General features: G+C 70.0%; 28 protein-coding genes. 9 read left to right on the top strand and 19 right to left on the bottom strand.

Going from position 1 to position 24799, the window contains the following annotated elements:
- Window positions 1-12 precede the first annotated feature (12 nt).
- The 3 genes from rpsJ to AB0D18_RS15315 all read right to left on the bottom strand — a co-directional run bounded on the left by rpsJ (window position 13) and on the right by AB0D18_RS15315 (window position 1913).
- Entirely contained in the window at window positions 13-321 is a 309-nt protein-coding gene (rpsJ, locus tag AB0D18_RS15325; RefSeq protein WP_003948644.1) for a 30S ribosomal protein S10, read from the bottom strand.
- Window positions 322-855: 534 nt separating this feature from the next.
- Window positions 856-1068 (bottom strand): DUF397 domain-containing protein, encoded by a 213-nt coding sequence (locus tag AB0D18_RS15320; RefSeq protein ID WP_362417289.1) that lies wholly within the window; start codon window positions 1066-1068, stop codon window positions 856-858.
- A complete protein-coding gene (locus AB0D18_RS15315; RefSeq protein ID WP_362417286.1) occupies window positions 1065-1913 on the bottom strand; it encodes a helix-turn-helix transcriptional regulator in 849 nt (282 codons plus the stop codon). Before AB0D18_RS15315 ends, AB0D18_RS15320 begins: the two co-directional genes overlap by 4 nt.
- A gap of 159 nt (window positions 1914-2072) precedes the next feature.
- On the opposite strand from AB0D18_RS15315, the gene AB0D18_RS15310 reads away from it, so the two are divergent.
- The 5 genes from AB0D18_RS15310 (at window position 2073) to AB0D18_RS15290 (ending at window position 7886) form a co-directional block, all read left to right on the top strand.
- Window positions 2073-2516 carry an ATP-binding protein gene (locus tag AB0D18_RS15310; RefSeq protein WP_362417283.1) on the top strand — a complete coding sequence of 148 codons (444 nt, stop codon included), beginning with the start codon at window positions 2073-2075 and terminating at the stop codon, window positions 2514-2516.
- A gap of 25 nt (window positions 2517-2541) precedes the next feature.
- Window positions 2542-3582, top strand: a complete 1041-nt coding sequence (locus tag AB0D18_RS15305; RefSeq protein WP_362417280.1) for a hypothetical protein — start codon at window positions 2542-2544, stop codon at window positions 3580-3582.
- A gap of 358 nt (window positions 3583-3940) precedes the next feature.
- Window positions 3941-5125 (top strand): hypothetical protein, encoded by a 1185-nt coding sequence (locus AB0D18_RS15300; protein ID WP_362417278.1) that lies wholly within the window; start codon window positions 3941-3943, stop codon window positions 5123-5125.
- A 257-nt stretch (window positions 5126-5382) separates the two neighbouring features.
- Window positions 5383-5676, top strand: coding sequence for a hypothetical protein (locus AB0D18_RS15295; RefSeq protein ID WP_362417275.1), 294 nt, complete (start codon window positions 5383-5385; stop codon window positions 5674-5676).
- Between the two features lie 164 nt (window positions 5677-5840).
- On the top strand, window positions 5841-7886 hold the full coding sequence (locus tag AB0D18_RS15290) for a PIG-L family deacetylase (protein ID WP_362417272.1): 2046 nt from the start codon (window positions 5841-5843) through the stop codon (window positions 7884-7886).
- A 154-nt stretch (window positions 7887-8040) separates the two neighbouring features.
- On the opposite strand, the gene tuf is transcribed toward AB0D18_RS15290, so the two are convergent.
- From tuf to AB0D18_RS15260, 6 genes are all read right to left on the bottom strand, one after another.
- The gene (tuf, locus tag AB0D18_RS15285; RefSeq protein WP_362417270.1) at window positions 8041-9234 is read right to left on the bottom strand and encodes an elongation factor Tu; all 1194 of its coding nucleotides are present in this window, start codon (window positions 9232-9234) and stop codon (window positions 8041-8043) included.
- A gap of 212 nt (window positions 9235-9446) precedes the next feature.
- On the bottom strand, window positions 9447-11576 hold the full coding sequence (fusA, locus tag AB0D18_RS15280) for an elongation factor G (protein ID WP_362417267.1): 2130 nt from the start codon (window positions 11574-11576) through the stop codon (window positions 9447-9449).
- A gap of 38 nt (window positions 11577-11614) precedes the next feature.
- A complete protein-coding gene (gene rpsG, locus AB0D18_RS15275; protein ID WP_362417264.1) occupies window positions 11615-12085 on the bottom strand; it encodes a 30S ribosomal protein S7 in 471 nt (156 codons plus the stop codon).
- 2 nt (window positions 12086-12087) lie between these two features.
- Window positions 12088-12459, bottom strand: coding sequence for a 30S ribosomal protein S12 (gene rpsL / locus AB0D18_RS15270; RefSeq protein ID WP_003948652.1), 372 nt, complete (start codon window positions 12457-12459; stop codon window positions 12088-12090).
- 263 nt (window positions 12460-12722) lie between these two features.
- The gene (locus AB0D18_RS15265) at window positions 12723-13442 is read right to left on the bottom strand and encodes a hypothetical protein (protein ID WP_362417261.1); all 720 of its coding nucleotides are present in this window, start codon (window positions 13440-13442) and stop codon (window positions 12723-12725) included.
- Between the two features lie 122 nt (window positions 13443-13564).
- The gene (locus AB0D18_RS15260) at window positions 13565-14005 is read right to left on the bottom strand and encodes a helix-turn-helix transcriptional regulator (RefSeq protein WP_362417258.1); all 441 of its coding nucleotides are present in this window, start codon (window positions 14003-14005) and stop codon (window positions 13565-13567) included.
- A 225-nt stretch (window positions 14006-14230) separates the two neighbouring features.
- On the opposite strand from AB0D18_RS15260, the gene AB0D18_RS15255 reads away from it, so the two are divergent.
- Genes AB0D18_RS15255 through AB0D18_RS15245 form a run of 3 tightly spaced genes read left to right on the top strand, consistent with a single transcriptional unit; the run spans window position 14231 to window position 15449 of the window.
- Window positions 14231-14518 (top strand): WhiB family transcriptional regulator, encoded by a 288-nt coding sequence (locus AB0D18_RS15255; protein ID WP_362417255.1) that lies wholly within the window; start codon window positions 14231-14233, stop codon window positions 14516-14518.
- Complete coding sequence (locus AB0D18_RS15250) at window positions 14515-15264, top strand: hypothetical protein (RefSeq protein ID WP_362417252.1); 750 nt, start codon at window positions 14515-14517, stop codon at window positions 15262-15264. Before AB0D18_RS15255 ends, AB0D18_RS15250 begins: the two co-directional genes overlap by 4 nt.
- A complete protein-coding gene (locus tag AB0D18_RS15245) occupies window positions 15261-15449 on the top strand; it encodes a hypothetical protein (protein ID WP_362417249.1) in 189 nt (62 codons plus the stop codon). Before AB0D18_RS15250 ends, AB0D18_RS15245 begins: the two co-directional genes overlap by 4 nt.
- 213 nt (window positions 15450-15662) lie before the next feature.
- Here the strand turns inward: AB0D18_RS15245 and AB0D18_RS15240 are convergent, their stop codons facing one another.
- The 10 genes from AB0D18_RS15240 to AB0D18_RS15195 form a co-directional block, all read right to left on the bottom strand.
- Window positions 15663-16244, bottom strand: coding sequence for a hypothetical protein (locus tag AB0D18_RS15240; RefSeq protein ID WP_362417246.1), 582 nt, complete (start codon window positions 16242-16244; stop codon window positions 15663-15665).
- Between the two features lie 286 nt (window positions 16245-16530).
- Window positions 16531-16788, bottom strand: coding sequence for a hypothetical protein (locus AB0D18_RS15235; RefSeq protein ID WP_362417243.1), 258 nt, complete (start codon window positions 16786-16788; stop codon window positions 16531-16533).
- The gene (locus AB0D18_RS15230) at window positions 16785-17036 is read right to left on the bottom strand and encodes a hypothetical protein (RefSeq protein WP_362417240.1); all 252 of its coding nucleotides are present in this window, start codon (window positions 17034-17036) and stop codon (window positions 16785-16787) included. The genes AB0D18_RS15235 and AB0D18_RS15230 overlap by 4 nt, the downstream gene beginning before the upstream one ends.
- A gap of 72 nt (window positions 17037-17108) precedes the next feature.
- Window positions 17109-17975, bottom strand: coding sequence for a peptidoglycan-binding protein (locus AB0D18_RS15225; protein ID WP_362417237.1), 867 nt, complete (start codon window positions 17973-17975; stop codon window positions 17109-17111).
- Between the two features lie 172 nt (window positions 17976-18147).
- Window positions 18148-18789: a hypothetical protein gene (locus AB0D18_RS15220; protein ID WP_362417234.1), complete on the bottom strand. Its 642-nt coding sequence runs from the start codon at window positions 18787-18789 to the stop codon at window positions 18148-18150.
- Between the two features lie 104 nt (window positions 18790-18893).
- Complete coding sequence (locus AB0D18_RS15215; RefSeq protein WP_362417232.1) at window positions 18894-19226, bottom strand: hypothetical protein; 333 nt, start codon at window positions 19224-19226, stop codon at window positions 18894-18896.
- Window positions 19223-21601: a hypothetical protein gene (locus tag AB0D18_RS15210; RefSeq protein WP_362417229.1), complete on the bottom strand. Its 2379-nt coding sequence runs from the start codon at window positions 21599-21601 to the stop codon at window positions 19223-19225. The genes AB0D18_RS15215 and AB0D18_RS15210 overlap by 4 nt, the downstream gene beginning before the upstream one ends.
- Complete coding sequence (locus AB0D18_RS15205; protein WP_362417226.1) at window positions 21588-22433, bottom strand: hypothetical protein; 846 nt, start codon at window positions 22431-22433, stop codon at window positions 21588-21590. Before AB0D18_RS15205 ends, AB0D18_RS15210 begins: the two co-directional genes overlap by 14 nt.
- 6 nt (window positions 22434-22439) lie before the next feature.
- Entirely contained in the window at window positions 22440-23510 is a 1071-nt protein-coding gene (locus tag AB0D18_RS15200) for a hypothetical protein (RefSeq protein WP_362417223.1), read from the bottom strand.
- A gap of 58 nt (window positions 23511-23568) precedes the next feature.
- Entirely contained in the window at window positions 23569-24237 is a 669-nt protein-coding gene (locus AB0D18_RS15195; RefSeq protein ID WP_362417220.1) for a hypothetical protein, read from the bottom strand.
- 111 nt (window positions 24238-24348) lie between these two features.
- On the opposite strand from AB0D18_RS15195, the gene AB0D18_RS15190 reads away from it, so the two are divergent.
- Window positions 24349-24771, top strand: coding sequence for a hypothetical protein (locus tag AB0D18_RS15190; protein ID WP_362417217.1), 423 nt, complete (start codon window positions 24349-24351; stop codon window positions 24769-24771).
- Window positions 24772-24799 lie beyond the last annotated feature (28 nt).

Here is a 24799-nt window from a genome sequence, read left to right as displayed (position 1 = left end):
CGGCCCGTCCCTTCAGAGCTTGATCTCGATGTCGACGCCCGCCGGCAGGTCGAGACGCATCAGCGAGTCAACCGTCTTCGGAGTGGGGTCGAGGATGTCGATGAGGCGCTTGTGCGTGCGCATCTCGAAGTGCTCGCGAGAATCCTTGTACTTGTGCGGCGACTTGATGACGCAGTACACGTTCTTCTCAGTGGGCAGCGGCACCGGGCCTGCGACCGACGCACCAGTGCGGGTCACCGTCTCGACGATCTTCTTCGCCGAGGAGTCGATGACCTCGTGGTCGTAGGCCTTGAGCCGGATGCGGATCTTCTGTCCCGCCATGGCTACTAGTAGTCCTGTCTCTCATAACGCTCTGGAACCCGGGAAGCTGCGCTCTGCATGCTCAGCACCGCTCTCCTCCGACCCACGCGGTCGGGCGTGTCGCATCCTCGCCAGCATGAAATCCCATAGGAATTCCCTGCTTGTAAGGGATGCGGTCCGCAACCGCAAATCGGGGGAGAACACCCACCGGGTGCCTGGTCAGCACCGCACTAACACTTCCCGAAAGATTCCCGTACGTCCGCTCCAGCGCTGCCCAGGGGGCAGTTGGGGCGACGAGTACTGTGGGACTCGCTTCCGGTCCTCCCGGCGGGAGGCGTGCAGCATCGATACTCAACCGAGCAACCCCGACAGTCTGCCATACGGGGCACGGGGCGCGCCAATCGGGCGGAAGAGATTACCCCGAGGGTGACGAAGGTCAAACCCGGCGCACGTTTCCGGGGGCGCCGGGGGCGGGGTGGCCTCCCTGCGGGTCCGCCGTGGCTGGTCGCGCAGTTCCCCGCGCCCCTAATGGGGCGCCGACGAGCGTGGGGGCGGTCAGCGGGCGTACGGGGCCTGCGCGAGGAAGCCGGCCCAGGCGGCGGGGGTGAGGGTGAGGCGGGGGCCGTCGGGGGCCTTGGAGTCGCGGACGTGAACCGCGTCCGAGGTGGCGGCCACCTCGACACACTCGTTGCTGTTGCTGCTGTCGCTGTAGCTGCTCTTGAACCACTCCAGTCCGGAGGCATCTCCGGCAGAGGTCTTGCGGGTCATGTTTCTCCCAGCACTTGCTCGATGAAGGCCAGCGACTCCCCCGGCGTGAGGGCCTGCGCCCGGATGATGGCACACCGCAGCTCGATGATCCTGAGGTGCTTGAGGTCAGTGACTGGACGGCTTCCGAAGGCCCCCTCGGAACGTCCCACGGCCGAGCCGTCTGCGAACTTCAACACCTGCATCTCCCCTCCCATCCCGGCGTGATCCTCGCGGGCCGTCGGCATCACTTGAATCTCGACGTTCCGCAACTTCCCCAACTCCAGGAGTCGTTCGAGCTGCCTCTGCAAAACCATTCTGCCCCCGAGGCAGCGGCGCAGTGTCACCTCCTCCTGAATGAAGCTGAGCTCCGGTGCGGGCATACGGTCGAAGATGGACTGGCGAGCCACTCGCGCAGCTACCAGTCGCTCAACCTCGTCCGAGGAGAACGCGGGCCGCCTCATCCCGAACAGTGCGCGTGCGTACTCCTCCGTCTGCAACAGCCCATGGATGTTGTGGGTGCCGTACGCGGAGAGCTCCACCGCCCGCGCCTCCAGCTTCGCCAGGTCCCGCACCTTCTTCGGGTACCTGACCTCCGCAACGTCGTCCTTCATCGCGGAGACCTTGCCGCCCGCTCCCACCGCCTCGTCGACCTTGTCCAGGTACTCCGGCCTCGGAATCCGTCGACCGCCCTCCACCTTGTAGACCAGGTCCTCGCCGTACCCGATCGCCACCCCGAGCTCCCCTGCCCGCAGCCCCGCCGCCTCACGCCACAGCTTCAGCTGTCGGCCGACGGTCGCGACCACTGCCGCGCCCTGTTCGTCGTCCGGGTCGACGTCCCAGCCGGGCTCGTCCACGTTCTCGGTCATCCGCGTGCCACCTCCGACATGCCGTTCTTCGTCAACGGGACCTGTCCCCCACCGGGCACCCCGGACATCCGGGACAGGACTGGACAGCGTCGGGACAGTCTCCGTACGCAAGGGCGATCTCCCTGTTCACCGTACGCACGCACCACCACGCTGAGTGACGTGAACCAAGAAACCCGCACGCTCACCCAACCCCCCGCTCCCGTACGGCAGTTCGCCGTTCAGCTGTCCGCCACCCGGCGCGGTGCCCGCCTCGCCCGGCTGCTCGCCGTGGAGCAGTTGCGCTCCTGGGGGCTGCCCCTGGACGACCCGGCGCACATCGTCGCCGAGCTCGCGGCCAACGCCGTCACGCACGGTCGCGTACAGGGCAGGGACTTCCGGCTCGTCCTGACCGTGGACGCCACCGAAACGCTGCGTATCGAAGTGACCGACGCCCGCGCCGACCGCCTGCCCGTACCGGCGACGGAGGGCGCGGAGGCGGAGTCCGGGCGGGGGCTGCTGCTGGTCGGGGTGCTCGCGGACCGGTGGGGCGTCGTCCCCGGCCCGTACCCCTGCAAGACGGTGTGGGCGGAGATCGACGGTCCGGGAAATGCGCTGGTCAGGTAGGTGAGGGCGGCGGAATACTCCACCCGTGGCGATCTTTGGGTGCGTGGGGTGCGGGGAGCCGCTGACCGCGCCCGTGTCGGAGGTGGTGCTGCCTGCCGGGGCGCGCAGCCAGGTGGGGAACGGGATTCTGCTGCCCGTGCTGATGGTGGCGGGGACGTTCGCCGTCGATCCGGAGCCCTCTGGACCGCCGTGGCGGGTGTGGGAGGAGATCGACGCGGCGAAGGCGGCGGCCCGTGGGGTGTTCGCGCCGGTGTACCACCTGTCGTTCGGTGCGCCCGGAGCGATCGTCATCGCGCCGGGTGACACGCGCGGCACCGTCCTGGTCCCGGAGTGGTGCGAGGGCTACTGCTGCGGGCTGACCGAGGGCGCCACCCCGAACATGGCGTGCGCGCGGTGCGGGCGGCCGGTGGCGACCCGGGTCGACGACTGTTCGCTGTGGCAGGCGGTGTGGCTCGATCCGGGCGCGGTGCGCCGGCTGCCGGGCGGGGCGGGTGACGAGCCGGTCGTCGACTGGGACACGTGGGTACGAGAACGGGGGCGCGACCCGCAGCCGGACCCGGTCGCCCGGTCGTACTGGCGATGGGGCGCGGCGGCCGGGGCGGCGCTGGCTCATCTGCTGGTGGCCTCCGGGGGCGCCCCGCTGGAGCTGCCCGAAGGCCCCGCCGCAAGGGCGTTCGCGCCCGCGCTGCGTGCCCTGCTTCCCGCCGGGCCGCCGTCCAAGAGGGTGGTTCTGGCAGGCCCCGGGCTGCCCCGGTACGACTCCGCCGACCTCGCACTCGTACCGCAGCACCCGCAGACGGGGGAGGTCTGGCAGCCGCACGACGACACCACGGCGGTCCCGCTGGCCGCCGACGCCTGGCTGTACCTGGCCTTTCCGGACCCGCACCAGGTGCCACCCGCGACCGGTGGACTCCCGCCTGGGGTGTGGCGCGATGATCCTGCGCTGCCGCACCCGGGCGCGCTCTGTCCCGACCGGGGGATATTTCTCCGCACGCTCGCCCGCCTGCCCGCCGTGCGGGAACCCTGGCTGCGCAAGATCCACGGACTCGGCTGGAGGGCCTGGTAGGCGCATTCGGGCTGGTCGGACCGGGTCGCGGTGTACCGGGTTCTGGTGCACCAGCGCTTGGCGACACCGGACGCTTAAACACTTCAAGTACTGCGGGAGCTAAAGACCCCACCCAACCCCACCAGCCTCCCGCCGTGAGCACCGCAAGCACCGCAAGCGCCGCTCATGCCGCGAAGCGGCTCGTCACCCACACGGGTGATTCGGGCCAACTGGGCTGGATTTGCTGGTGCTTGGGTGGCATATGCTCGCCCCGATCCGTTCATGGATCACCCCACAACTCCAGACATACGTCGGCCCCCGGCCGGGACTGCGAATCCCGATCGAGGGCCTGACCATAAGAGGAAGCAAGACCTTCCCTATGGATACGAACGAGCTTAACGCGCCCCCGCGCGCCAAGTCCCGCGTACGGCGCTCTGCCACCCGATCCGGTGGCGGTGTCACCCACGAGAAGTCCCGCCACCGCGACCGTTTCACCGTCGTAGGCAACCACCTGTCCCAGCACCCCGAGCTGAGCCTGATTGCCATCGGCCTGGGACTGCACATCCAGTCGCTGCCGGACGGAAAGAACATCGGGATCAAGTTCCTGAGAGTCCGCTTCCCGGAGGACAGCGAGGCGCGGATCGCCGCCGGGCTGCGGGAGCTGGAGGCCGCCGGGTACCTCTCGCGGGACCGCGTACGGCTGCCGAACGGGCGGATCGTCACCCACACGGTGTACCGCGAGCGGCCCGGAGCCGCGCCGCTGGAGGATCAAACCCCCAGGACATCCCGGGCGCCGCGAGCCCCGCAGTCGCCGCGCAAGGCTCCCTCCCCGCGCCCGGCCGTGCGGCTCCCCAGACCGGTGCGGGCCGCCGCCGTGACACCACCGCCGCACCCCGGCCACGTACCCCCGCAGGAGGAGCGGCCTCAGCCACTGCCGTACGGCGAACTGCCCCCACTCTGGGCCGAGTTCGAGGACGCACCCCCGCCCTCGGAAGCCGAAGCGGTGGACACCCTCCCCACACCACCCCGCCCCAGGCCGGTCGAGGCCCCCGTACCGCCCAAGGCCGAGTCGAAACGCCCTCTGCCGACCCCACAGACCTTCGATCCCGAGCGCGACCAGGCCGCCCGCGACCTCCTCGTCTCCCTACGCGCCGACGACACCCGGCTCACCCTCGCCGACCGGGACGTACATCAGCTGGCACCCGGTGTGGCCGCCTGGCTGGAGCGGCAGGTCACCCCGGACGCCGTACGCCAGGCGCTCACCGTTCGCCTCCCCGAGACACCCGCCAACGCCCGCGCGCTGCTCGCCTACCGGCTCGCGCAGAACATGCCGGGGCCGCTCCCGGCCGCGCCCGTCGCCGAACGGCCGGACCCCTGGCAGGACTGCGAAGGACCGTGCGGCCGCCCGTTCCGCGCACCGGAGCCGGGGCACTGCAGAGACTGCCGGACCGGAGACACCGGTCCGGGAGCGGTGAACGAGGAGGCCGGCCATGGAACAGAACACAGCGCGGCAGAAGGCAAGCATCCGGTATCGGATGATGCGCGACTTCGTCGAGTCGGCTGACGACCGTCTGCCGGGCAAGCTGGAATCGGCCGGAACGGGCTCGTGCACGACCTGATCGCACCGAACGGCAAGCACGAACTCACCGTGGCGAAGCTCAGCAGGCGCCTCGAAGCGCTCCTCCCGGAAGGACTGCTGGCGCACACGGGACGGCCCGACGTGGAGAACGAGGCCGAGGAGATCCTGCGCCGACCGGATGTACTCGACCCCCGCACGGGCACCGGCGCCGTCCTCACCGACATCCGCTCTGGAGGGAAATCATGGCCGTCGACCTCTCCTTCTTCCGCTCGGAGACCGCACAGAAATTGCGTGCGGAGGGCCGCGTGGAGGGTGAAGCACGGGGCGAAGTGAAGAGCCTGTTGCTCATCCTCGGCCAGCGCGGCATCGCCGTCCCCGACGACGTCCGCGAACACATCCAGGCCTGCACCGACCACGACGTCCTCACCACCTGGACCATCCGCGCCCTCACCGCCACCACGGTCGGCGACCTCTTCGACGAGTCGGAGAACGAGCCCGAGAACGAGCCGGAGAGCGCGGGCGGAGCCGGGGTGTAAGGCATTCCCTCCAGCCCCCGAGCAACCCCCCGCCGCCGCCCTCCGTCTAGCTGAACGCAGCGGGCCGGCTGTGGCGTGGACACGTCGCTCGCCGCCCGGAACGACCTTGACGCAGCGAGGAACGATCGCCCGCTGCCGGGGAAGCGGACGGAGAACCACCACTCATGAGCCCAGTGCCCGGACCCCGGCTGCCGAGACGCACCCTCCTCGCTGCCGCCGCGAGCGGGGCAGGGGCGCTCGCCCTGGGCGCCTGCACCGTTCCCCCGCCCCGCCGCCGCGACCCGGTGGCCGATCCCGCCCCCGGGCAGCCCATCGCGCACACCGATCGGTCGCTGCTGCTGCAGTTCCTCGCGCACCCGGACGACGACCTGTACTTCATGAACCCGGACACCCGGCGGATGCTGGAGGCCGGCACCCCCGTCGTCTCCGTGTACGTCACCGCGGGCGAGGCCAACGGGGTCAACCACGCGCCGGGCCACCCGCGCCCCGAGCCCGACAAGAACGCGTACGTCTCCGCCCGCCAGCAGGGCCTGCGGCAGGCGTACGCCACCCTGCTGGGGCTGCCGAAGTTCACGCGGTGGACGCGGACCGTGCTGGAGCTGCGCGGCGGCAAGCAGGCCGAGCTGAACACCCTCGCGCACGGCGCACGCCGGGCCGACCTCGTCTTCCTCGACATCTCCGTGAACTCCTCCCGCGAACGGCCCGCCCTGCCCGCCCTGTGGGCCGACCGGGGAATGCGGCAGCGGACCGTGGTGGCCGACAACTCCCCCGTAAAGAAGGCGAGTTCGTACGACTACGACGAGCTCGTGGACGCGCTGACCGGGCTGCTCGACCACTACCGGCCCACCGTCGTGCAGACCCTCGACCCCGATCCGGACATCCAGCACAGCACCGAGCACGTACGCCGCAAGGACAGCGAGCAGCGCGGCTACTCCGACCATCCCGACCACACGGCCGTCGCCTGCTTCAGCTGGGCGGCACTGATCCGCTGGGTCGCGGAGAACGCCGAGCAGCACAGGCCCCTCCCGCGCTTCACCACCACCGCCTTCCGCGGCTACTACAACCGGCACTGGCCCAAGAACCTGCCGCCCGCCGTACTGAAGAAGAAAGCCGAACCCCTCGTCGAGTACGGCGGCGACCCCGACTGGGAGTGCGGCAATCCGGCCGGCTGCGGGGACTACAGCGTGGGCCAGGGCCGCCCGCTGACGAACTGGAAGGGCTGGGTGCGGTCGACCAACTACCGTTATCCGGGGCCTCAGTTGGTGACGCACGAGCAGGCGGGCGGCCTCTTCGCGTACGGCGTGCTCGGGTTGCGTCTGGCCCGCTGGCGGGCCGCCCCCGACGGCACCTTCGGCGCACCCGAGGACCTCGGCGGCGGGCCTCTCGCCCCCGTACTCGGGCAAGCGGCCCCCAAGGACGGCGGCCTGCTCCTCTTCGCCCTGCGGATCGCCGCGCTCGGCGGGCACGGCGGTGCCAACACCCGCGAGATCGTCCAGCACGACGGCCGCGCCTGGACCAGCCTGGGGAACCCGGAGAGGATCGCGGACCGCGGGCGCAGGATCGGTGTCCCGGTGGCGGTTACGGCGGGCGACGGACAGATTCATCTCTTCGTACGGAACGCGGCGAAGAGCGTCAGCACGCGCCTGCGGGACGCGAGGGGCCACTGGGGCCCGTGGCGCGACCTGGAGGGCCCCGACGGGGACGGCAGGGGCGACGGCGACGGCATCCAGGACGGACTGTCGGCGGTCATCGACGGCCGGGGCCTGGTCCACCTCTTCGCCGCGGCCCGCAAGACCGTGCGGCACTGGGCCCAGGCGTCCCCCGGCTCACCCGTCGCGCTGCGGGACGGTGGACACATGCCCGCGCCGGGCGACGTCCCGCGCGCCCTCGCGTACCGGGACGGCTCGCTCGGCGTGCTCTACCGCGGCCCGCACTCCGCCGACCTCACCGCCGTCCGCCCGGACGGCACGCCGCTCCCCCGTACGTCCTTCCAGGGGTACGGCCCGGTGGCCGCGGCAGCGGGCCCGGCGGGGCCCGTCCTGGCGGGCCGCGACGAGCACGGGGCCGTCCAACTCCGCGACGGCAAAGGGCAGTTGAAGCGGTACCGCGTGGTCTGCGTCGGAGCGCCGACCCTGACCCGTACGACAGGACAGCGCCCGGCGGTCGTCGGCCTGGGCCCGGACGCGGCACCCTGGCTCTGGCGGCCGTAGGCCCCGTACCGGACTCGCGGCCGTAGGCCCCGTACCGGAACAGGCACAGAAACAGAAAGGGCCCCGGCACCCACCGCTTGCGCGGCAGGGCCGGGGCCCTTCCCTTTGAACTTGGAGCCCACTGAGTGAGCCACCAGGTCAAACCATCAAGTAATTACTTGATGATCTTGGTGACCTGGCCGGCGCCCACGGTCCGGCCACCCTCACGGATGGCGAACTTCAGGCCCTCTTCCATGGCGACCGGCTGGATCAGCGCGACGTCCATGAGGGTGTTGTCACCCGGCATGACCATCTCGGTGCCCTCGGGAAGGGTCACAACGCCCGTTACGTCCGTGGTACGGAAGTAGAACTGCGGGCGGTAGTTGTTGAAGAACGGGGTGTGACGGCCACCCTCGTCCTTCGACAGGATGTAGGCCTGGGCCTGGAACTCGGTGTGCGGCGTGACCGAACCCGGCTTGATGATGACCTGGCCGCGCTCGACGTCCTCGCGCTTGATGCCACGAAGCAGCAGACCGACGTTCTCACCGGCCTGGCCCTCGTCGAGCAGCTTGCGGAACATCTCGATGCCGGTGACCGTGGTGGTGACCTTCTCGGTCTTGATACCGACGATGTCGACGGTCTCGTTGACCTTGAGGACACCACGCTCGATACGACCGGTGACGACCGTGCCACGACCGGTGATCGTGAAGACGTCCTCGATCGGCATCAGGAACGGCTTCTCGACGTCACGCTCGGGCTGCGGGATCGACTCGTCGACGGCGGCCATCAGGTTCAGGACCGACTGGCCCCACTCCTTGTCGCCCTCAAGAGCCTTGAGCGCCGAGACCTTGACGACCGGAAGGTCGTCGCCCGGGAACTCGTACTCGGAGAGGAGCTCACGAACCTCGAGCTCGACGAGCTCCAGGATCTCCTCGTCGTCCACCATGTCGGCCTTGTTCAGGGCGACGACGATGTACGGAACGCCGACCTGGCGGGCCAGGAGCACGTGCTCCTTGGTCTGCGGCATCGGGCCGTCGGTCGCGGCGACGACGAGGATGGCGCCGTCCATCTGCGCCGCACCCGTGATCATGTTCTTGATGTAGTCAGCGTGACCCGGGCAGTCGACGTGCGCGTAGTGACGCGACTCCGTCTGGTACTCGACGTGCGCGATGGAGATGGTGATACCACGCTGACGCTCTTCCGGCGCCTTGTCGATCTGGTCGAAGGCCGAGGCCTCGTTCAGGTCCGGGTACGCGTCGTGCAGCACCTTGGTAATGGCGGCCGTGAGGGTCGTCTTACCGTGGTCAATGTGACCGATGGTGCCGATGTTGACGTGCGGCTTAGTCCGCTCGAACTTTGCCTTCGCCACTGGGTCCTCCTGCGGAGTGGTTCTGTACGCCTTGCTTCATCGGCGCCAGGTGATCTTTGCTGGGATGCCGGCGCCCGGGGCACTCAGCACGGATTGCGCTGAATGCCCCAGTGGCTCCGGTGATAAGCCTAAAGCGTGTGCTCATACGGGTCGGAACCCGCACTCGCGATGAGCAACTCGGTGAGAGTCGCCCGGTTGAGTGACTCGGGGAGTTACTCGCCCTTGGCCTTCGCGATGATCTCCTCGGCGACGTTCCGCGGAACCTCGGCGTAGGAGTCGAACTGCATCGAGTAGCTTGCGCGACCCGAAGTCTTGCTGCGGAGGTCTCCGACGTAGCCGAACATCTCCGAGAGGGGCACGAGGCCCTTCACGACGCGAGCGCCGCTGCGCTCCTCCATGGCCTGAATCTGGCCACGGCGGGAGTTCAGGTCGCCGATCACATCGCCCATGTAGTCCTCGGGCGTGGTGACCTCGACGGCCATCATCGGCTCAAGGATCACGGGAGAGGCCTTGCGGGCACCCTCCTTGAACGCCTGCGAACCGGCGATCTTGAAGGCGAGCTCCGAGGAGTCGACCTCGTGGTAACCACCGTCGAGAAGGGTGACGCGGACGCCGACCATCTCGTAACCGGCCAGGATGCCGAACTGCATGGCTTCCTGGGCGCCCGCGTCCACCGACGGGATGTACTCCCGGGGGATGCGGCCACCGGTGACCTTGTTGACGAACTCGTACGACGCGTCGCCACCCTCGATGGGCTCAAGGGCGATCTGCACCTTCGCGAACTGGCCGGTACCACCAGTCTGCTTCTTGTGCGTGTAGTCGATGCGCTCGACGGCCTTGCGGATCGTCTCGCGGTACGCGACCTGGGGCTTGCCGACGTTCGCCTCGACGCGGAATTCGCGCTTCATGCGGTCGACGAGCACCTCAAGGTGAAGCTCGCCCATACCACCGATGATGGTCTGGCCGGTCTCCTCGTCCGAGTGGACCTGGAAGGACGGGTCCTCCTCCGAGAGACGCTGGATGGCTACACCCAGCTTCTCCTGGTCACCCTTGGACTTCGGCTCGATGGCGACCTCGATGACCGGGGCCGGGAAGTCCATCGACTCCAGGATGACCGGGGCCTTCTCGTCGCACAGCGTCTCACCGGTGGTGGTCTGCTTGAGACCCATGACGGCGACGATGTCACCGGCACCCACCGTGGGGATCTCCTCACGCTTGTTCGCGTGCATGCGGTAGATCTTGCCGATGCGCTCCTTCTTGCCCTTGACCGAGTTCAGCACGGAGCTGCCGGCCTCGAGGCGGCCCGAATAAATCCGGACGAAGGTGAGCTTGCCCAGGTGCGGGTCGCTCATGATCTTGAACGCGAGGCCCGAGAAGGGCTCCTCGTCCGACGGCTTGCGCAGAACGACCTTCTCCGGGTCCTTCACGTCGTGGCCTTCGACAGCCTCGACGTCCAGGGGAGAGGGCAGGTAGCGCACGACGGCGTCGAGCAGGGGCTGGACGCCCTTGTTCTTGAACGCCGTACCGCAGAACACGGGGCTGACGGTGACGGAGTCGGCGCTGCCCTTCGACGCGAGGGTGATGCGACGGATAGCCGCCATCAGCTGGTCCTCGGAGGGCTCCTGGCCCTCGAGGTACAGCTCCATCATCTCTTCGTCGTGCTCGGCGACCGTCTCAAGCAGCTTCCCGCGCCACTCGTCGGCAGCCTCGGTGTGCGTGTCCGGGATGTCGACCGTGTCGTACATCTCGCCCTTGGCGGCCTCGGCGGACCACACGAGCGCCTTCATCGACACGAGGTCGACGACGCCCTTGAAGTCGGCCTCTGCGCCGATGGGGAGCTGCATGACGAGCGGGACCGCACCGAGGCGGTCGACGATCATGTCGACGCAGCGGTGGAACTCGGCACCCGTACGGTCGAGCTTGTTGACGAAGCAGATACGCGGCACGCCGTAGCGGTCCGCCTGACGCCAGACAGTCTCGGACTGGGGCTCGACGCCGGCCACACCGTCGAACACGGTGACAGCGCCGTCGAGGACGCGGAGCGAACGCTCCACCTCGACGGTGAAGTCGACGTGACCGGGGGTGTCGATGATGTTGATCGTGTGATCGACATCATTGAGCGGCCAGTGGCAGGTCGTCGCGGCAGACGTGATCGTGATGCCGCGCTCCTGCTCCTGCTCCATCCAGTCCATCGTGGCAGCGCCGTCGTGGACTTCACCGATCTTGTAAGACACACCGGTGTAGAAGAGGATCCGCTCGGTGGTGGTCGTCTTGCCCGCGTCGATGTGGGCCATGATCCCGATGTTGCGGACCTTGGCCAGGTCAAGCGAAGTGGTGGCCATAAGGCTCAATCTTCTCTCGGTCTCGAAGTGGGTAACGACTACCAGCGGTAGTGCGCGAAGGCCTTGTTGGACTCGGCCATCTTGTGCGTGTCCTCGCGCTTCTTGACAGCAGCGCCAAGACCGTTGGAGGCGTCGAGCAGCTCGTTCATGAGGCGCTCGGTCATCGTCTTCTCGCGGCGGGCGCGGGAGTAACCCACGATCCAGCGGAGCGAGAGGGTGGCGGCGCGACCGGGCTTGACCTCGATCGGCACCTGGTAGGTGGCGCCACCGACACGGCGGGACTTGACCTCGAGCGAGGGCTTGACGTTCTCAAGCGCGCGCTTCAGCGTGATGACCGGGTCCGCGTTGGTCTTCTCGCGGAGGCCCTCCATCGCGCCGTACACGATGCGCTCGGCGGTGGAACGCTTGCCGTCGAGCAGGATCTTGTTGATCAGCGACGTGACAAGAGGAGATGCGTAGACCGGGTCAATGATGACCGGGCGCTTCGGGGCGGGGCCCTTACGAGGCATTCTTACTTCTCCTTCTTGGCGCCGTAGCGGCTACGAGCCTGCTTACGGTTCTTGACGCCCTGCGTGTCGAGGGAACCGCGGATGATCTTGTAACGAACACCCGGAAGGTCCTTCACACGGCCGCCACGCACGAGCACGATCGAGTGCTCCTGCAGGTTGTGGCCCTCACCCGGGATGTAGGCCGTGACCTCGATGCCCGAGGTCAGACGCACACGCGCGACCTTACGGAGCGCCGAGTTCGGCTTCTTCGGGGTGGTCGTGAACACACGCGTGCAGACGCCACGGCGCTGGGGCGAACCCTCAAGCGCGGGCGTCTTGTTCTTCTCGACCTTGTCCTGTCGGCCCTTTCGGACCAGCTGCTGGATCGTAGGCACTACTTCTCCGTTTTCTGTGTGCCGATCACTGTGAAACTAACCTGGAACAACCCCCGACCCACGCGGTCGGGTGTGTCGGACCCGGCACACTCCAACGGAAGCGGAGGATGACGCGGATCACGGTGGCCCACATAAAGACGGGCTCGCGTTGCGGCTATAGACACGCACACGAGCCCAGGCACACCCCAGGCACAGGTCCGAGCGTACCTACCTCATCGACCTGGGTCAAAACAAATGCTGACCGCCCCTGGGAGAGCCGCCTTTCAGAGCTCCGTCCTCCGCCTGGAAGGCAGCCGGGGGATCGTGGGGACCTTGGATCCGGGGTTCTTGGCGACCAGGCCCGGCGCGGCGCCGGCGTCCTGCCCGGACCGCTGTTCGGCGGCGTCCTGGCGCGGCGGGCGCTGCCCCCGTTCGGGGCGCGGCTTGCGACGGCGGGTGCGGCGATCCGCGGTTTCGGGCCGAGAGGGCGGGGCGGCCCGGTCCGGCTGCTCGGAGGGGGAGGCGCCTTCCGTTGCCGCCGCGGCATCCGGCTCCTCGCGGGCGGGCCGGGCCCGGGGGGAGGGGGGCTCGCCCGCGGGGAAGGGGATGACGGCAGCCTGTTCCTGCGCACGGGAGACCAGGGAGAGCCGGTGCGCCCGCGCGGTCCGCCACTGGTCGGGGTCGTAGGCGCGGTCCGGCGTGCACGCGTCGCCCTTGTCGTACGCGTGGTCCTCTTCGTACGCGGCGACGGCATCCCCCCAGCCGCTCGCGTACGCGCGCAGTTCGCGTCGCTCCAGCTCCGCGCGCAGCAGGACGACGACTTCCTGGGGCATGTGCTGCTCCAGATACCTGCCGAGGGATCCGAGCAGTTCGGGGAGGTCCTGCCGGTCGGGCCGGAGCGGATCCGCCGACTGACCGTGCCGGCCGTGCCGTTCGCCGTCGTGGCCCTGGGGGGTGGCATCCGGCTCGCCGTCGGGCCGGGAGCACTCGCCGCCCTCGCCCATGCGCTTCTCCCCTTCCTCCGCGTACCGCCGTTTCCCGGCGCGTGGGCCTACGGCGGGCGGTGCCACCTGCGCGCACAAGGAGGTCGGGGCGTGCCGAAGCAGCTTACTCGTCGCCCCGTCGGCTACTCGGCCGCCTGCCGCCGCCCCCGCTGCTGGGCGGCCCGGGGGAGGAACTGCCCGGCCACCCTCATGAACATCTCCCGCTGGTCGTCCGGGACGCCCAGCCCGGCCGCCGCCTCCTCCAGGGTCAGCCGGTGTGCCCCGCCGTCCGCGGCTGCGGCGCGGGGCCGCTCGGGGAGGGGGAGGTCCTCCTCCGTCAGCCGTCCGGACCGGATGAGCATGTCCCGTACTGGGACGCCCAGGACGTGGGCGAGCCGACGGGTGGTCTCCAGATCGGGCATGCTCTGGCGCTGCAGAAGTCTCGTGATGGCGGCGCGATGCACGCCCGCCTCGTCCGCGAGGCGGGACTTGCCCCCGCCGCGTGGGCTGTCGATGTCGTATCCGCGCTGCCGGATCAGGTCCTCGACCCAGTTCGCGAAGTGTTCGATCTCACCGTTGGTCATGACATGCGCCCCCTTCCGAAGCAGGCAACATCCTAACGCTCTCGCACGCACGGAAGGATGTTGGGCGCACAGGACTCCTGGACCCCTGAGATCGTCTGGCATCCCGACTGAAGAGTCGATACCCCTTGTGGTTGCAGCGTGTCACCCACACACCACCATCCGCATCGGGCGCAGACACTCCTGTTTTTAATTGCGCGCTCGCGCGCAACATGTCAGGGTGTCGCCATGACCTCACCGATCTCTCAGCCGCCCGGGGGCCGCGATACGTGGACGCCGTGGTGGCGAGCCGCCGCGTGCTCCGGGCTTCCGCCGGAAGTCGTCTTCGCCCGTCGGGAGAGGGAAGCGGCGCCCGCGCTGCGCGCCTGCGCCCGCTGCCCCGTCGCACGCCGCTGCGAGGAGACGGTCGCACCGGCCGACAGCTGGTTCGACGGGGTCTGTGCGGGACGGCTCTGGCGCAACGGTCGCGCCGTCACCCGCACTCCCCACACCCGGCACCGAAGGGAACGTCGATGACCCTCCCCCTTTCCGCCCCCACCCGCGACACCGCGCTCTGGCTCGGCCTCCTGGTCCGTCAGCTTCCGGACCTGCACGCCGAGTTGGCCCCGGGAACGGGCGCCCGTGCGTGCGACAGGCCGGCACCCGACGCCGCCGAGCTCGCCTCCCGCGACGCCCTGATCCGGCAGGAGCGCGGTGAGGCCCTTCGCAACGAAGGGGCACACGGCCTCACCGCACCCGGCCACTCCGCCGCACCGCTGCGCCTGCACGTCTCGGACGCGCTGCGGGACATCGGTGACGGCGTGCGGGAACTCGACGAGGCCGTACACGACAAACTGGGCATCGGCCGTCCGCGCCGGGCAAGCGTGCCCCAACGACTGAGGCGGATCGGCGGGCTGCTGCCCCGCATCGAGGCCCACCCGGTGTTGGCGGCCCACGTTCGCGACGAGGCCCGGCGGATGGCCAGGCGCTGCGGGCGCGCGCTCGGCGACACGGAGACCCTGGTCCGGGTCGGCGGCCGGTGCCCGTGGTGCGATTCGGTCTCGCTGCGTGCGTTCCCCGCCCGGCGCGCCGTGCTGTGCGTGAACCCCGGCTGCCGCTGCTCCGGGGCGGAGTGCGACTGCCGTACGGATCCCGCCTTCCGCCACGTCTGGCGCGAGGAGGCCTGGGTGGCGCTGGCGAGCGGCGGTGCCGACACCGAGGAGTTGGGCGCGGCGATGGAGGAGAGCGCGCCCCGAGAGCCTCTGGCGAGGGAGGGCCGATGAGCCGCGCCCGCACGTCGCCACTGATCACGGGGGCGTTGGCCGCGCAGGAGGTGGCGGTGACACCGGCGACGATCCGCAAGTGGGTGCAGCTGGGCCACCTGTCCCCCGCAGGGCGGCAGGGGCGGACCCAGCTCTTCCTCCTGGAGGACGTGTTCGCGGCCGAGCGTGCCGCGCACCGGCGCTGAACGCACGAAGAGCGAGACGGCCGCACCCCGGTGGAAGGGGTGCGGCCGCCTCGCGTGCGCTCGCGGCGCGGGGGGATGAACGTATGGGCATCGTGGGCGTGGGGGGGCGGGCGCCCGCGGGCCTTGTTGTTCCTCCCAGGGCGGGGCCGGCCGGTCCTGGCCGGTGCGACCGGGCCCGTCGAGTCCGGTGCGCTCGTGCAGGGCGCGTGCTGTTCAACCGGACAGGTCGCGTCCTGTCCGCCCGGGCCAGTCCTCGTCGGGGTGCTGCTTGAGCTCGAGCGACACCGGATCGGGCGACGCGTCGGCCGAGGCGGCCGGGGCCGCGACGCGCGCCGGCTTGTCGCCGTGCTCGCGGTCCGGGCACCGGCCCGTCCCGTCGACGCCCCGGCCCCTCCCCTCGCCCGCCCCGCGATCCGCCTCGCCCCCGGACGTCTCCCGCTCCGTCCACGCGTCCCCGGACGCTCCGTCCGCACGGCCCCGGACCTCGTACTCCCGCTCATCGCCTTCCGCCCGGTCCGCTTCTCGGGCCCCCGCCCGGCCCTCCGGCGTCGAGAGGCGGAGCAGCCTGGGCCGCCCGGGCTCCCGTCCGGATGCCACGTCCATCGCCTCGCGCCAGCCGCTGGAAAATCCGCGGACCTCCGCGTCGATGGCGACACGCACGGCGACCTTCCGCACCACCGCGGTCACGGCGTCCGCCACGTCCGCGTTGTACCGCCCGGTCTCCCCGGCCTCGGCGGCCGCCTCGACCGCCGCTGCCACCACGTCGGCGAGCCTTTCTCCGGCGCTGCTGACCATCACTCCTCCCCTTCTGCCGCACGCATCCGGTGCTGCGCCCGGAGTCGCCACACTCTCGAAAATACGTTCGATACAGGCAGGATAGCGCTGCGCGCCCGGGGCGCGCGGGCTCACAGCGACCCGGCCCCGAATTGCGGCCTCGCGCACCCTGATTGCGCGCTCGCGCGCTCAGTCGGCGCGGCCGGGCTCGCGGTGACCCCGAGGCGGCGACCCCGAGGCGGCGACCCCGAGAGTGGCGTCGTACCCCTGAAACCGGTACCCCACGCGCCGCGCACCGCCCCGCGTCTCAGCGCGCCGAGGCCTGCCACAGCGTGACGGCCAGGGCCGCGCACGACGTCAGCGCGGCCAGTGACGGCAGCGGCCACCGGTTGCGCTCCAGCGCGTCCAGCCGCTCCTCGTGCTCGCCGAGCACCTTGTCCGTCTGGTCGGCGCGCTGCAACAGCAGCGCCAAGTCACCCCGGGTCGTGGCGAATCCGACGTCCACCGACCGGCGCAGCCTTTCCAGTTCCACGACCACACCTCGTTCTTCGTACTCCCGCATCATCCGCGGGCCTCCTCCCGTTCGGTCGCGGTCCGCCCCGAAGGTCCGGACTGCCGCAGCCACGGCGGCAGCCAGCGCTGCACCGCCGGCGCGGACATCGCCCGGCTCAGCGCGGCCGCGAACGTGGCGGCACCGGCCAGGACGGGAACGTCCCGTACCGCGGGTTCCTCCGCCAGCAGCGGTGCGGCGGCGAGCAGGGCACAGCCGGCCTGCGCGAAGGTGCGCAGCGCGCGTCGTGTCGCATCGGTCATGGTGGAACACCTCATCTCTCGTTCCGGCCGTGTTTTCTCCGGCTCTTCCCCGCTCGTCCGCAAAGGCCCGGCTCAGCCACGCGGCACCCGGAGCTGCTCCCAGCTCCTGGCTCCCGGCGTGCCGTCCGCGTCCTTGCCCCGGTAGCCGAGCTTGCACTGCCAGGCGGCGTACGAATCCCGGTCGGCGGAGCCCCAGACGGGGCCGGGCCCGACCACGTACCGCCCGCAGCCCACCTGCACCAGACGCCGACCGACCTGCGTGAACAGCGGGTCGCGGCGCCCCGGTACGAAGAAGGCGCTGCCCGGGAACGGCATGGAGGCGCCGGGGACCGGCCAGCCCGGCGGCTCGGGTTCGGGGCGCGTGCCGAGCCGGGTGCCGATCCGGCCGCGCATGCCGTCCATCGGGAAGGAGGGGTCGATCTTGCGGCGGGTCCATTCCTTGTGTCCGACGACGCTCGCCGCCGACCAGCCGTGCGCCCGGCACATGGCGGCCGACAGCCGCTCGACCGCGTCGAGTTGCGCGGCCGGGTACAGGTCCCGGCCCGTGCCGAGGTTCTCGATCTCGAAGCCGTAGAACCGGGAGTTCCCGTCGACGGCGTCCTTGCCGGGCGCGGGCAGTGTCCGCTCCTCCCGGACCGCGTCCAGCACGGCCGAACTGCCGCTGCCGGCGTGGTTGGTGCGCCCGTATCCGACCAGGTGCACCGTGCCGTCCTTGGCGATCACGCCGATGCACAGCGGGCCGGGCAGGTCGGAGGTGCCCCGAAGACAGAAGTCGACGCTCCGGGATCCGGCGGTGTGGTGCAGCATCACACCGTGCACCGGGCCCCAGGCGCCCTTGTGGTTGCGGTTGTGGGTGGCCCAGCCGGGAGTCTCGGTGAGCCGGACGCCTTCGGCGCGGAGCGCTCTGGCGAAGTCGTGGGCGGACAGGGGTGCTGACATCGGTGCCTCCTGGGTTCGGTTCTTGCTGGGTTCGGTTCTTGCTGGGTTCGGTTCTTGCTGGGTTCGGTTTCTCCTGCGGTTCACGCCCGAAGGGCCCCGGCCCGCCGCGGGGGAGGCGGCGGACCGGGGCCCGGAACGCCTCAGGTGAGAGGCGGTGGGGTGAGCGGTGCGGTCAGTGCACGGGGTCGATCCGCAGGAAGCGGTTGGCGAAAGTGGCGGTGCTGGTGGTCGCCGACGAGCGATAGGCGGGCGTCATGGTGTAGGAGACCCCGCCGGTCAGACCGCTGACCTGGAACTGGGCGGAGACCGAGTTCTGCGCCGTGCCGCCTGAGATCGCCGCCCTGGCGTCCGCGGACGCCACGGTGACCGTGGTGCCCTGCTTGACCACGACCGACATGTACGCGGCGCCCGCCGCCACACTGGAGCTGACCCGGGCGCCGACCGTGACGATCGCTGTGCCGGACGGCGGTGTCAGGAAGCCGGTGACCATCGTCTCGCCTGTGGAGCCGGTGAGTGTCTCCGTGTAGGCGGCCGACGCGGTGGTGCCCGGGGTCGCGTTCTGCTTGAGGGCGGGGCGGGGGACGACCGGGCTCCAGTAGCTGCCGGTGTAGTAGTGGAGCTGCCCCGGGTTGAGCACGTGGGCGAGCATCCCCGCGGTCGGCGAGGCGATCGACGAGAGGGCGACGGCGTTCGCGACCCGCAGCACCGTACGGTTGTCGAGCGCGGTGGCCAGCGACTGAAGGTGGTAGGGCACGTTCGCCACGTCGGTGGGCTGCGGGTAGGGAAGGCTGCTGAGCGGGGTGAGCTGAACCATGGCTGGACTCTCCTGATACGGGAAGACTCTCCTGATACGGGAAACGCAAAGGGCCGGCGCCCGACGGGGCACCGGCCCGAAGGCCTCACGTCCGACGGGACGCCTCAGCCGAGCGGCGGCGGCAGGATGTCGAACGGCATGCCGCCGTCGTCCTCACGCGACGCCGGATCGTCGATCGGCACCGGAACCGGGGCGGGCCCCTCCGGAGCCGGACGGGTCGGGTCCAAGATCACGCCCCCGGAGTCCTCCCCCTCGCCCGGAAGTGCCTCATCCGGCAACGCCTCGCCCGGTAGTGCCTCGACCTGAAGCGCCTCGCCCGGATGTGCCTCATCCGCAAGCACCTCTTCCGGCGCCTCGGGGTCCTCTCCGCGTGCCGAGAGCTCCGCCGCGTCCACGGCCGTGCCCCACACATCCGCCTCCCGGTTCGTGGCGTTCATGCCGCGCCTCCCAGCGTGTCGATCAAGGTCCGGTAGGTGAGCTGCTCCGCCGTCAGGTCCGCGAGGGTCGCGTACTGCGCGGTCACCATCTGGTACGTCCGCTGCCTGCCGTACACCGGGTCCAGCGGCGTGTCGGGGACGAGCCCCTCGTCGAGCGGAACGCCGTTGTACCCGGTCCCGCGCAGGGTGAGGACCTGCTGCGGCACGGCTCCGGAGGTGTACGTGGTCCGCGTCCCGACCACCCAGGCCAGCGTGTCGAGCCTGGCCCCGGCCGAGTCCACCACCCGCACCACGTCGCCGAGCTGGAGCCGCGGATCGTGCAGCACCTCCACCTCTCCGAGCACCGGCACCGGATAGCGTCCGGCGTCGAGCATGGCCTGTGCGAGTTCGTACGCCGACAGCGCCGACTGCACCCACTCCGAGGCCGCCGCCAGGTACTGCTGCTTGCCGTAGTACGCCTGGCTGGCCGGACTCCAGCGGGCCCAGACCCGCTGCCGGGGGTCCGCGGACCGCTTGAGCGGGTCGATCTGCACGGACGGCTTGCCGTCCTTGGTGACCGTCCACGCGCTCTGCGTCCCGGTGTTCGTGAACCGGACGATGTACGCCGGCCCCTCCCGCCGGGAGCTCACCACGACCTGGCCCTTGACCGCGGTGCCGCCCGTGGCCGTACTGCCGAACCGCACCCGGTGGGTGGCGGTCGACGCGGTGGTGTCGTCCACGATCGTCAGCGGGCCGATGTCGCTCTCGTCGTCGGCGATCGCGTACGTCACCTCCACCGGGATGCCGGGCTTGATCTCCCGGATCTGGGTGTCGGGCTGCGGCGTGCCGTGCACCAGGCCGATCCCCGCCCAGTCCTGGTAGGGCTGCTCGCAGTGGTTGCGGCAGGCGTCGATCTCCTCGCTGACGGTCAGCGAGGAAATGTCCCGCACCGTGGTGACGGTGGCGTCCGGGCGGGCGGGCGCCCGGGTGAACCGGGAGGGGCCGCGCCAGCGGAAGACGCCCTGTTCGTCGAACTCGGCCGTGGACATCGACGCGCGGGCGATCTCCGTGATGGCCTCCCACTGGGACCCGGAGACCTTCGGGACGTCGTAGAGCGGCAGCGCGGCCTCGTCGAGCTCGGCGCCCTTGCGCCACTGGTCCTTCTGCTCCCACTCCGTGCGGGGGTAGGCGTCGACGGCGCCCGTCCACACCCGGTCGGTGACCTGGAGGCACTCCACCGGCATGTCGGTGACGAGGTCGATCTGCTGGAGCTCGGAGCGCGGGTGGGCGCCCGCCGGATCCACGTAGGTGGCCTGCGGGCCCAAGTGGTTGCCACCGTCGGGGCCGGTCATCCTCGGGGTCACGGTGGGCAGCACCGAGCCGCCCGCTCCCCGGGTGTCCACCATGAACCCCAGGTGCCAGTTGCCACGCAGGGCCGCCAGCTTGGTGAAGGTCCAGTCGAAGTTCCAGTACCCGCCGCCGACCGTCCCCGAGGTGATCCGCACCAGGCCGGTGGAGATGTCGAACAGCCCGCTCAGATAACCGGCGGCACCACCGCTGCGGTCGAAGACCGCCTTCAGCTCGATGGTGTTGCCCTTGGCCAGCGCGGTGTTCACCCAGCACTCGACCTGGAACACGCCGCCCGGCGTGACGAAGCGCGAGCGTGGCATCCAGGAGGCCCGCAGCCCCGGCTTCTCCGGCATCAGCGCCATCTCGAAGGGGGCGCCGTCTCGTATCCACCGGTAGTCGGCGGTGCTGGGCACCACCTCCGGCTGCCCGTACGACGCGTTGAAGCCGCCGTGCAGCGAGGCGTACAGCACCGTGAACGGTTCCACGTCCGAGGTGTCCGCCAGTGGTGCGCGCGGCGGCGGGCAGGTGTCGATGCCGCCCTGGCGCAGCAGTTCGTCGACGCACCAGGTGGCCGTGGCCACCGGCCGGCCGTAGTAGAAGCCGTGGTACGGACGCGGCAGCGACGCCGGGCCGCGCAGCCGCTCGGCGCCGTCCAGGGCCTGGACGGTGACGCTGTCGCTGCCGGACGCTGCGGAGCGGGACCTGACCGTGCCGCGGAAGGCGGGCAGCGTCCGCCCGTTGAGGCCCGCGGCGTGCACCACGGATTGGCCGGGACGCACTGTGTCCCCGGACGCGCGGTCGGCCCACGCCGAGTACAGGCGGGGCGCGGCCTCCCCCGCCGCCCCGCCCAGCAGGACCTCCAACTGGGCGGAAGCGCTGCCGGACACCGCGCGCATGGCTTCGGGCAGATCGGTGTTGTAAGCCCGTTCCACCTTCCAGGACTGGACCTGACCGCCGAGCTCGCGCCCGCCGAGGCGGGTGGAGTGCGCGGGCACCCGCTCCGGCGCGGCGAGCTCCGCGTCCAGCCGGTCGTCAGTTGGCTGCACCGCGCACCTCCACGAGATCGATTTGGATGTTGCGGTACGGCAGCCTGGCCGACGGCACGTCGGTCAGGCCGGTGACCGCCATCGACGGGCAGCCGTCGCCTAGCGCGTACGCGACGGGGTCCTCGCCCACCGTCAGGCAGGCCCCGGCCAGCGCGGTCGCGCCGAGCGCACCGGGCCGGCCGACCGGGGTGGCGAAGGCGGCACCGGCGGGCGCCGTCCCCGTGACCACCCGACCGGCTGCCGAACTGGACGCCAGGTAGGAGCCGTCCGCTGCCTTCCAGTCGACCTGTGCGGAGCACACGGCCGCGTCCCACTCCGGCGGGACCAGCCACGACACGCTCATCCCCGGAGCGACGGGCCAGCCCGGCCAGTTTCCGTGCGTCCAGCCGATCGAGGTGGTCACGTCCTTGCAGTCGCCGCCGAAGACGTCGCCGTAGGCCGGGCGCAGGGTGATGTCACCGCTGACCGTGAACCAGTGGTCGCCGCCGCTCGGCACGCGGCTCTGCCCGGCCGCCTGGAGCGGGTCGAGCAGGTTGACCGAGGCGGGGTCCAGCAGGACGACGGGGCCGCCTGCGTAGACGTTCTGTCCGAGCATGCCAGGGCCGTTGACCCGCCGGGCCAGCCGGACGAGGTGCTGGGCATCCGCCGGTTCCAGCCATTCGAAGGAGAGCTTCGTGCGGCGGGTGGTCCTGGTGGGGGCGACGAGGGTCACCTGCCCCTCCAGGGACCGGAATTCGCTGGTGTTCAGGTCCGTACTGCGGTCCCAGCTCTTCGCCGCCTGGGAGATCTCCCGCAGCAGACCGGGCTTGCCTATCCAGAGGTTCCTTGCCATGTCTGCCTACCTCCGGGCGAGTTGACGCTGTCCGACGAGGACGGCACGGGCGATGGTCTGGGAGTCCACCTGGACGTGGACGGGACGCTCGGCGAGCCGCTCGACGGCGTCCGCGAGCCGGGCGATCTGGGCGCGGCTCGCACCGGAGCTGATCATCCGGTCGAGCCTGCTGAGCGGGATGACGGCCTCGGACTCGCCGGCCTCGCCGACCAGGGCGAGGGTGCCGCCGTTGCGGGCGGGCACGACACCGCCCTTGGCCAGGTGCGGGACCGGGATCTTCGGCAGGTTGATGGAGAAGGACCGACCGCCGAAGACGGGCACCCAGCCGGGGATGCTGACCTTGAAGCCGTTCAGCGCACCGATGACGGTGTTGATGGCGCCCGCGAACCCGCGGAACGGGGCCAGCAGGATGTTGCCGATCCCGCGCAGGATCGGCCCGATCGCCTTCATCGCCGCCGAGGTCGCCGTGGAGATGGCCTTCATCCCCGCCTTGAAGCCCTTCTGGACGAAGGCGACGATCTTGTCAATCTTCACGAACTGGAGAATCAGCGGCGCGAGCAGGGCCATGATCAGGCCGAACGGATTGGCCGCCATGGCCAGGTTGAGCCCCTTCTGCGCGAGGCCCGCCCCCTTGAGCCCCTTGGCGAGCCCACCGCCCATGGCCTTGCCGGTCGTGTCCGCGCCCTTGCCTGCCTTGCCGACGGACTTCTCGACCGCGTCGGACTGCTGTTTGACGCCCTGGAGCGCGGACTTGGCCTTGTCGGCGGAGCCCTTGAGCTTGTCGAGGGCACTCTTGAGCTTGTCCGCCCCGCCCTTGGCCTTGCCGAGGGCGGTGTCGGTGTTCCTCAGTCCGGTACGCAGCTTGCCGACGGCGGTGTCGCCCTGCCCGGCGGACGTACGGAGCTTGCCGACGGCCGTACTCGCCCGGTCGGCACCGCCCCTGATGGCCGTGAGAGCCGTGCTTCCCTGGCCGACCGATGCTTTGAGCCGGTTCAACGGCGCGGTTCCTCCGGACACGGTCCGGTTGAAGCCCTGCATGGCGGAGCCGGCTGTTCTCAGACTTGCCGCGAGGGACATGTCCGTTCCTCCTCTTCCCTGGGTGTCCGGACACGAAGGCGCCGGTTCGCACTGGCCATCAGCTGTCGAGCGACCGGGACAGCGAGCGGACGTCGCGCTGGGTGCTCCGCAGGTTCGTCCTGAGCTCCTGGACCGCGGTCCTGGCCGTTGTCGCATTGGCGCGGGCTTCCTTGCCCGCCTTTTTCAATGCGTCTTCCTTCTGTTTGATTGTCTCCAGCCGGCCGTCCAGGCGGTCGTACTTCTTGGCCTGCTTCTCGATCCTGGCGATCTGCTGGTCGACCTTCTTTTCGATCTGTGCGCCTTTCCGTACCTCCTTGGAGATCTCGACAAGGCTGCCGCTGATCTCCCTCTTGGCCGCAGCGCGCTGCGCATTGCCACCGGCTCCCGACTGGACAGCGGTACGCGCGTCATCCCGAACCTGGTCGACCCGGTCTCGCATGGTTTCCAGCCTGGCAACCTTCTTCGCGAGTGAATCCTGTTTGTCTGCCACCTTTTCGTTCACGCGCTTGATGCGCTCTTCCAGCGCCTTCTTCTGATCCGCCCAGGGGAAGGTGACGAGCTGGCGCCCACGCAACGTGATGCCCTTTTCGTCCGCCTTGAGGAACGTGAAGTCCGCCTTGATGAGGGTGAACCCCAAGGCCAGACCGGCGAGTTCGTACTTGATCAGAGTGACGGAGTGGTTCAGGTCGCGATACAGTTCCTTTTGGTGCTCAAATTCTCCGTTCATCCACGGAGGTTTAATCCACGGTTCCGCCTTCGGTGCCGGTGCTGGTGCCGGAGAAGTCATTCATTGCTCCTCTGTTGAAAACAACATGCTGGTCGCTCCTCTGGAGTTCAGATGAAACTTCTCTCTTTCCCTTTCTGGGTCTCCTACGCAATACTCCTCACCCCGACAATCGCTCTCCTCCCCTTTGCGGCGATCCGCCTCTACCCGCACATCCGCCTTCGCTTCAACGGAACCAGGACGAAAGCCGTACAGAGCCGCTCGCACTACAACAACGGTGTCTTTTCGATGACGTACACATACCGCGATCACAAAAACACGCGGCACCATCGGAAACTCCGCACGAATTCCTTCGAACTCACGGACTTCGACGAGGGAGAAAGCATCCCTGTCGTCTATGACCCGGCCCGCCCCGGTCTCTCCCGGACACAGGGCGAACTACGACGCGTCCTGCCCTGGTCCACCCTCTCCACGGGAACCTGGTTGGTGCTTCAGACTGCCTGTGCCGCGCTGGCCGGCGCTCGCGGCTTCGGCTGAGCACACGGCGGGTGCACGGGGGCCCGCG

It is taken from the genome of Streptomyces sp. NPDC048442, from assembly GCF_040651475.1.
Classification (GTDB): domain Bacteria; phylum Actinomycetota; class Actinomycetes; order Streptomycetales; family Streptomycetaceae; genus Streptomyces.
Note: the sequence above shows the minus strand (reverse complement) of the source record. Positions and strands in the feature narration are given on the sequence as shown.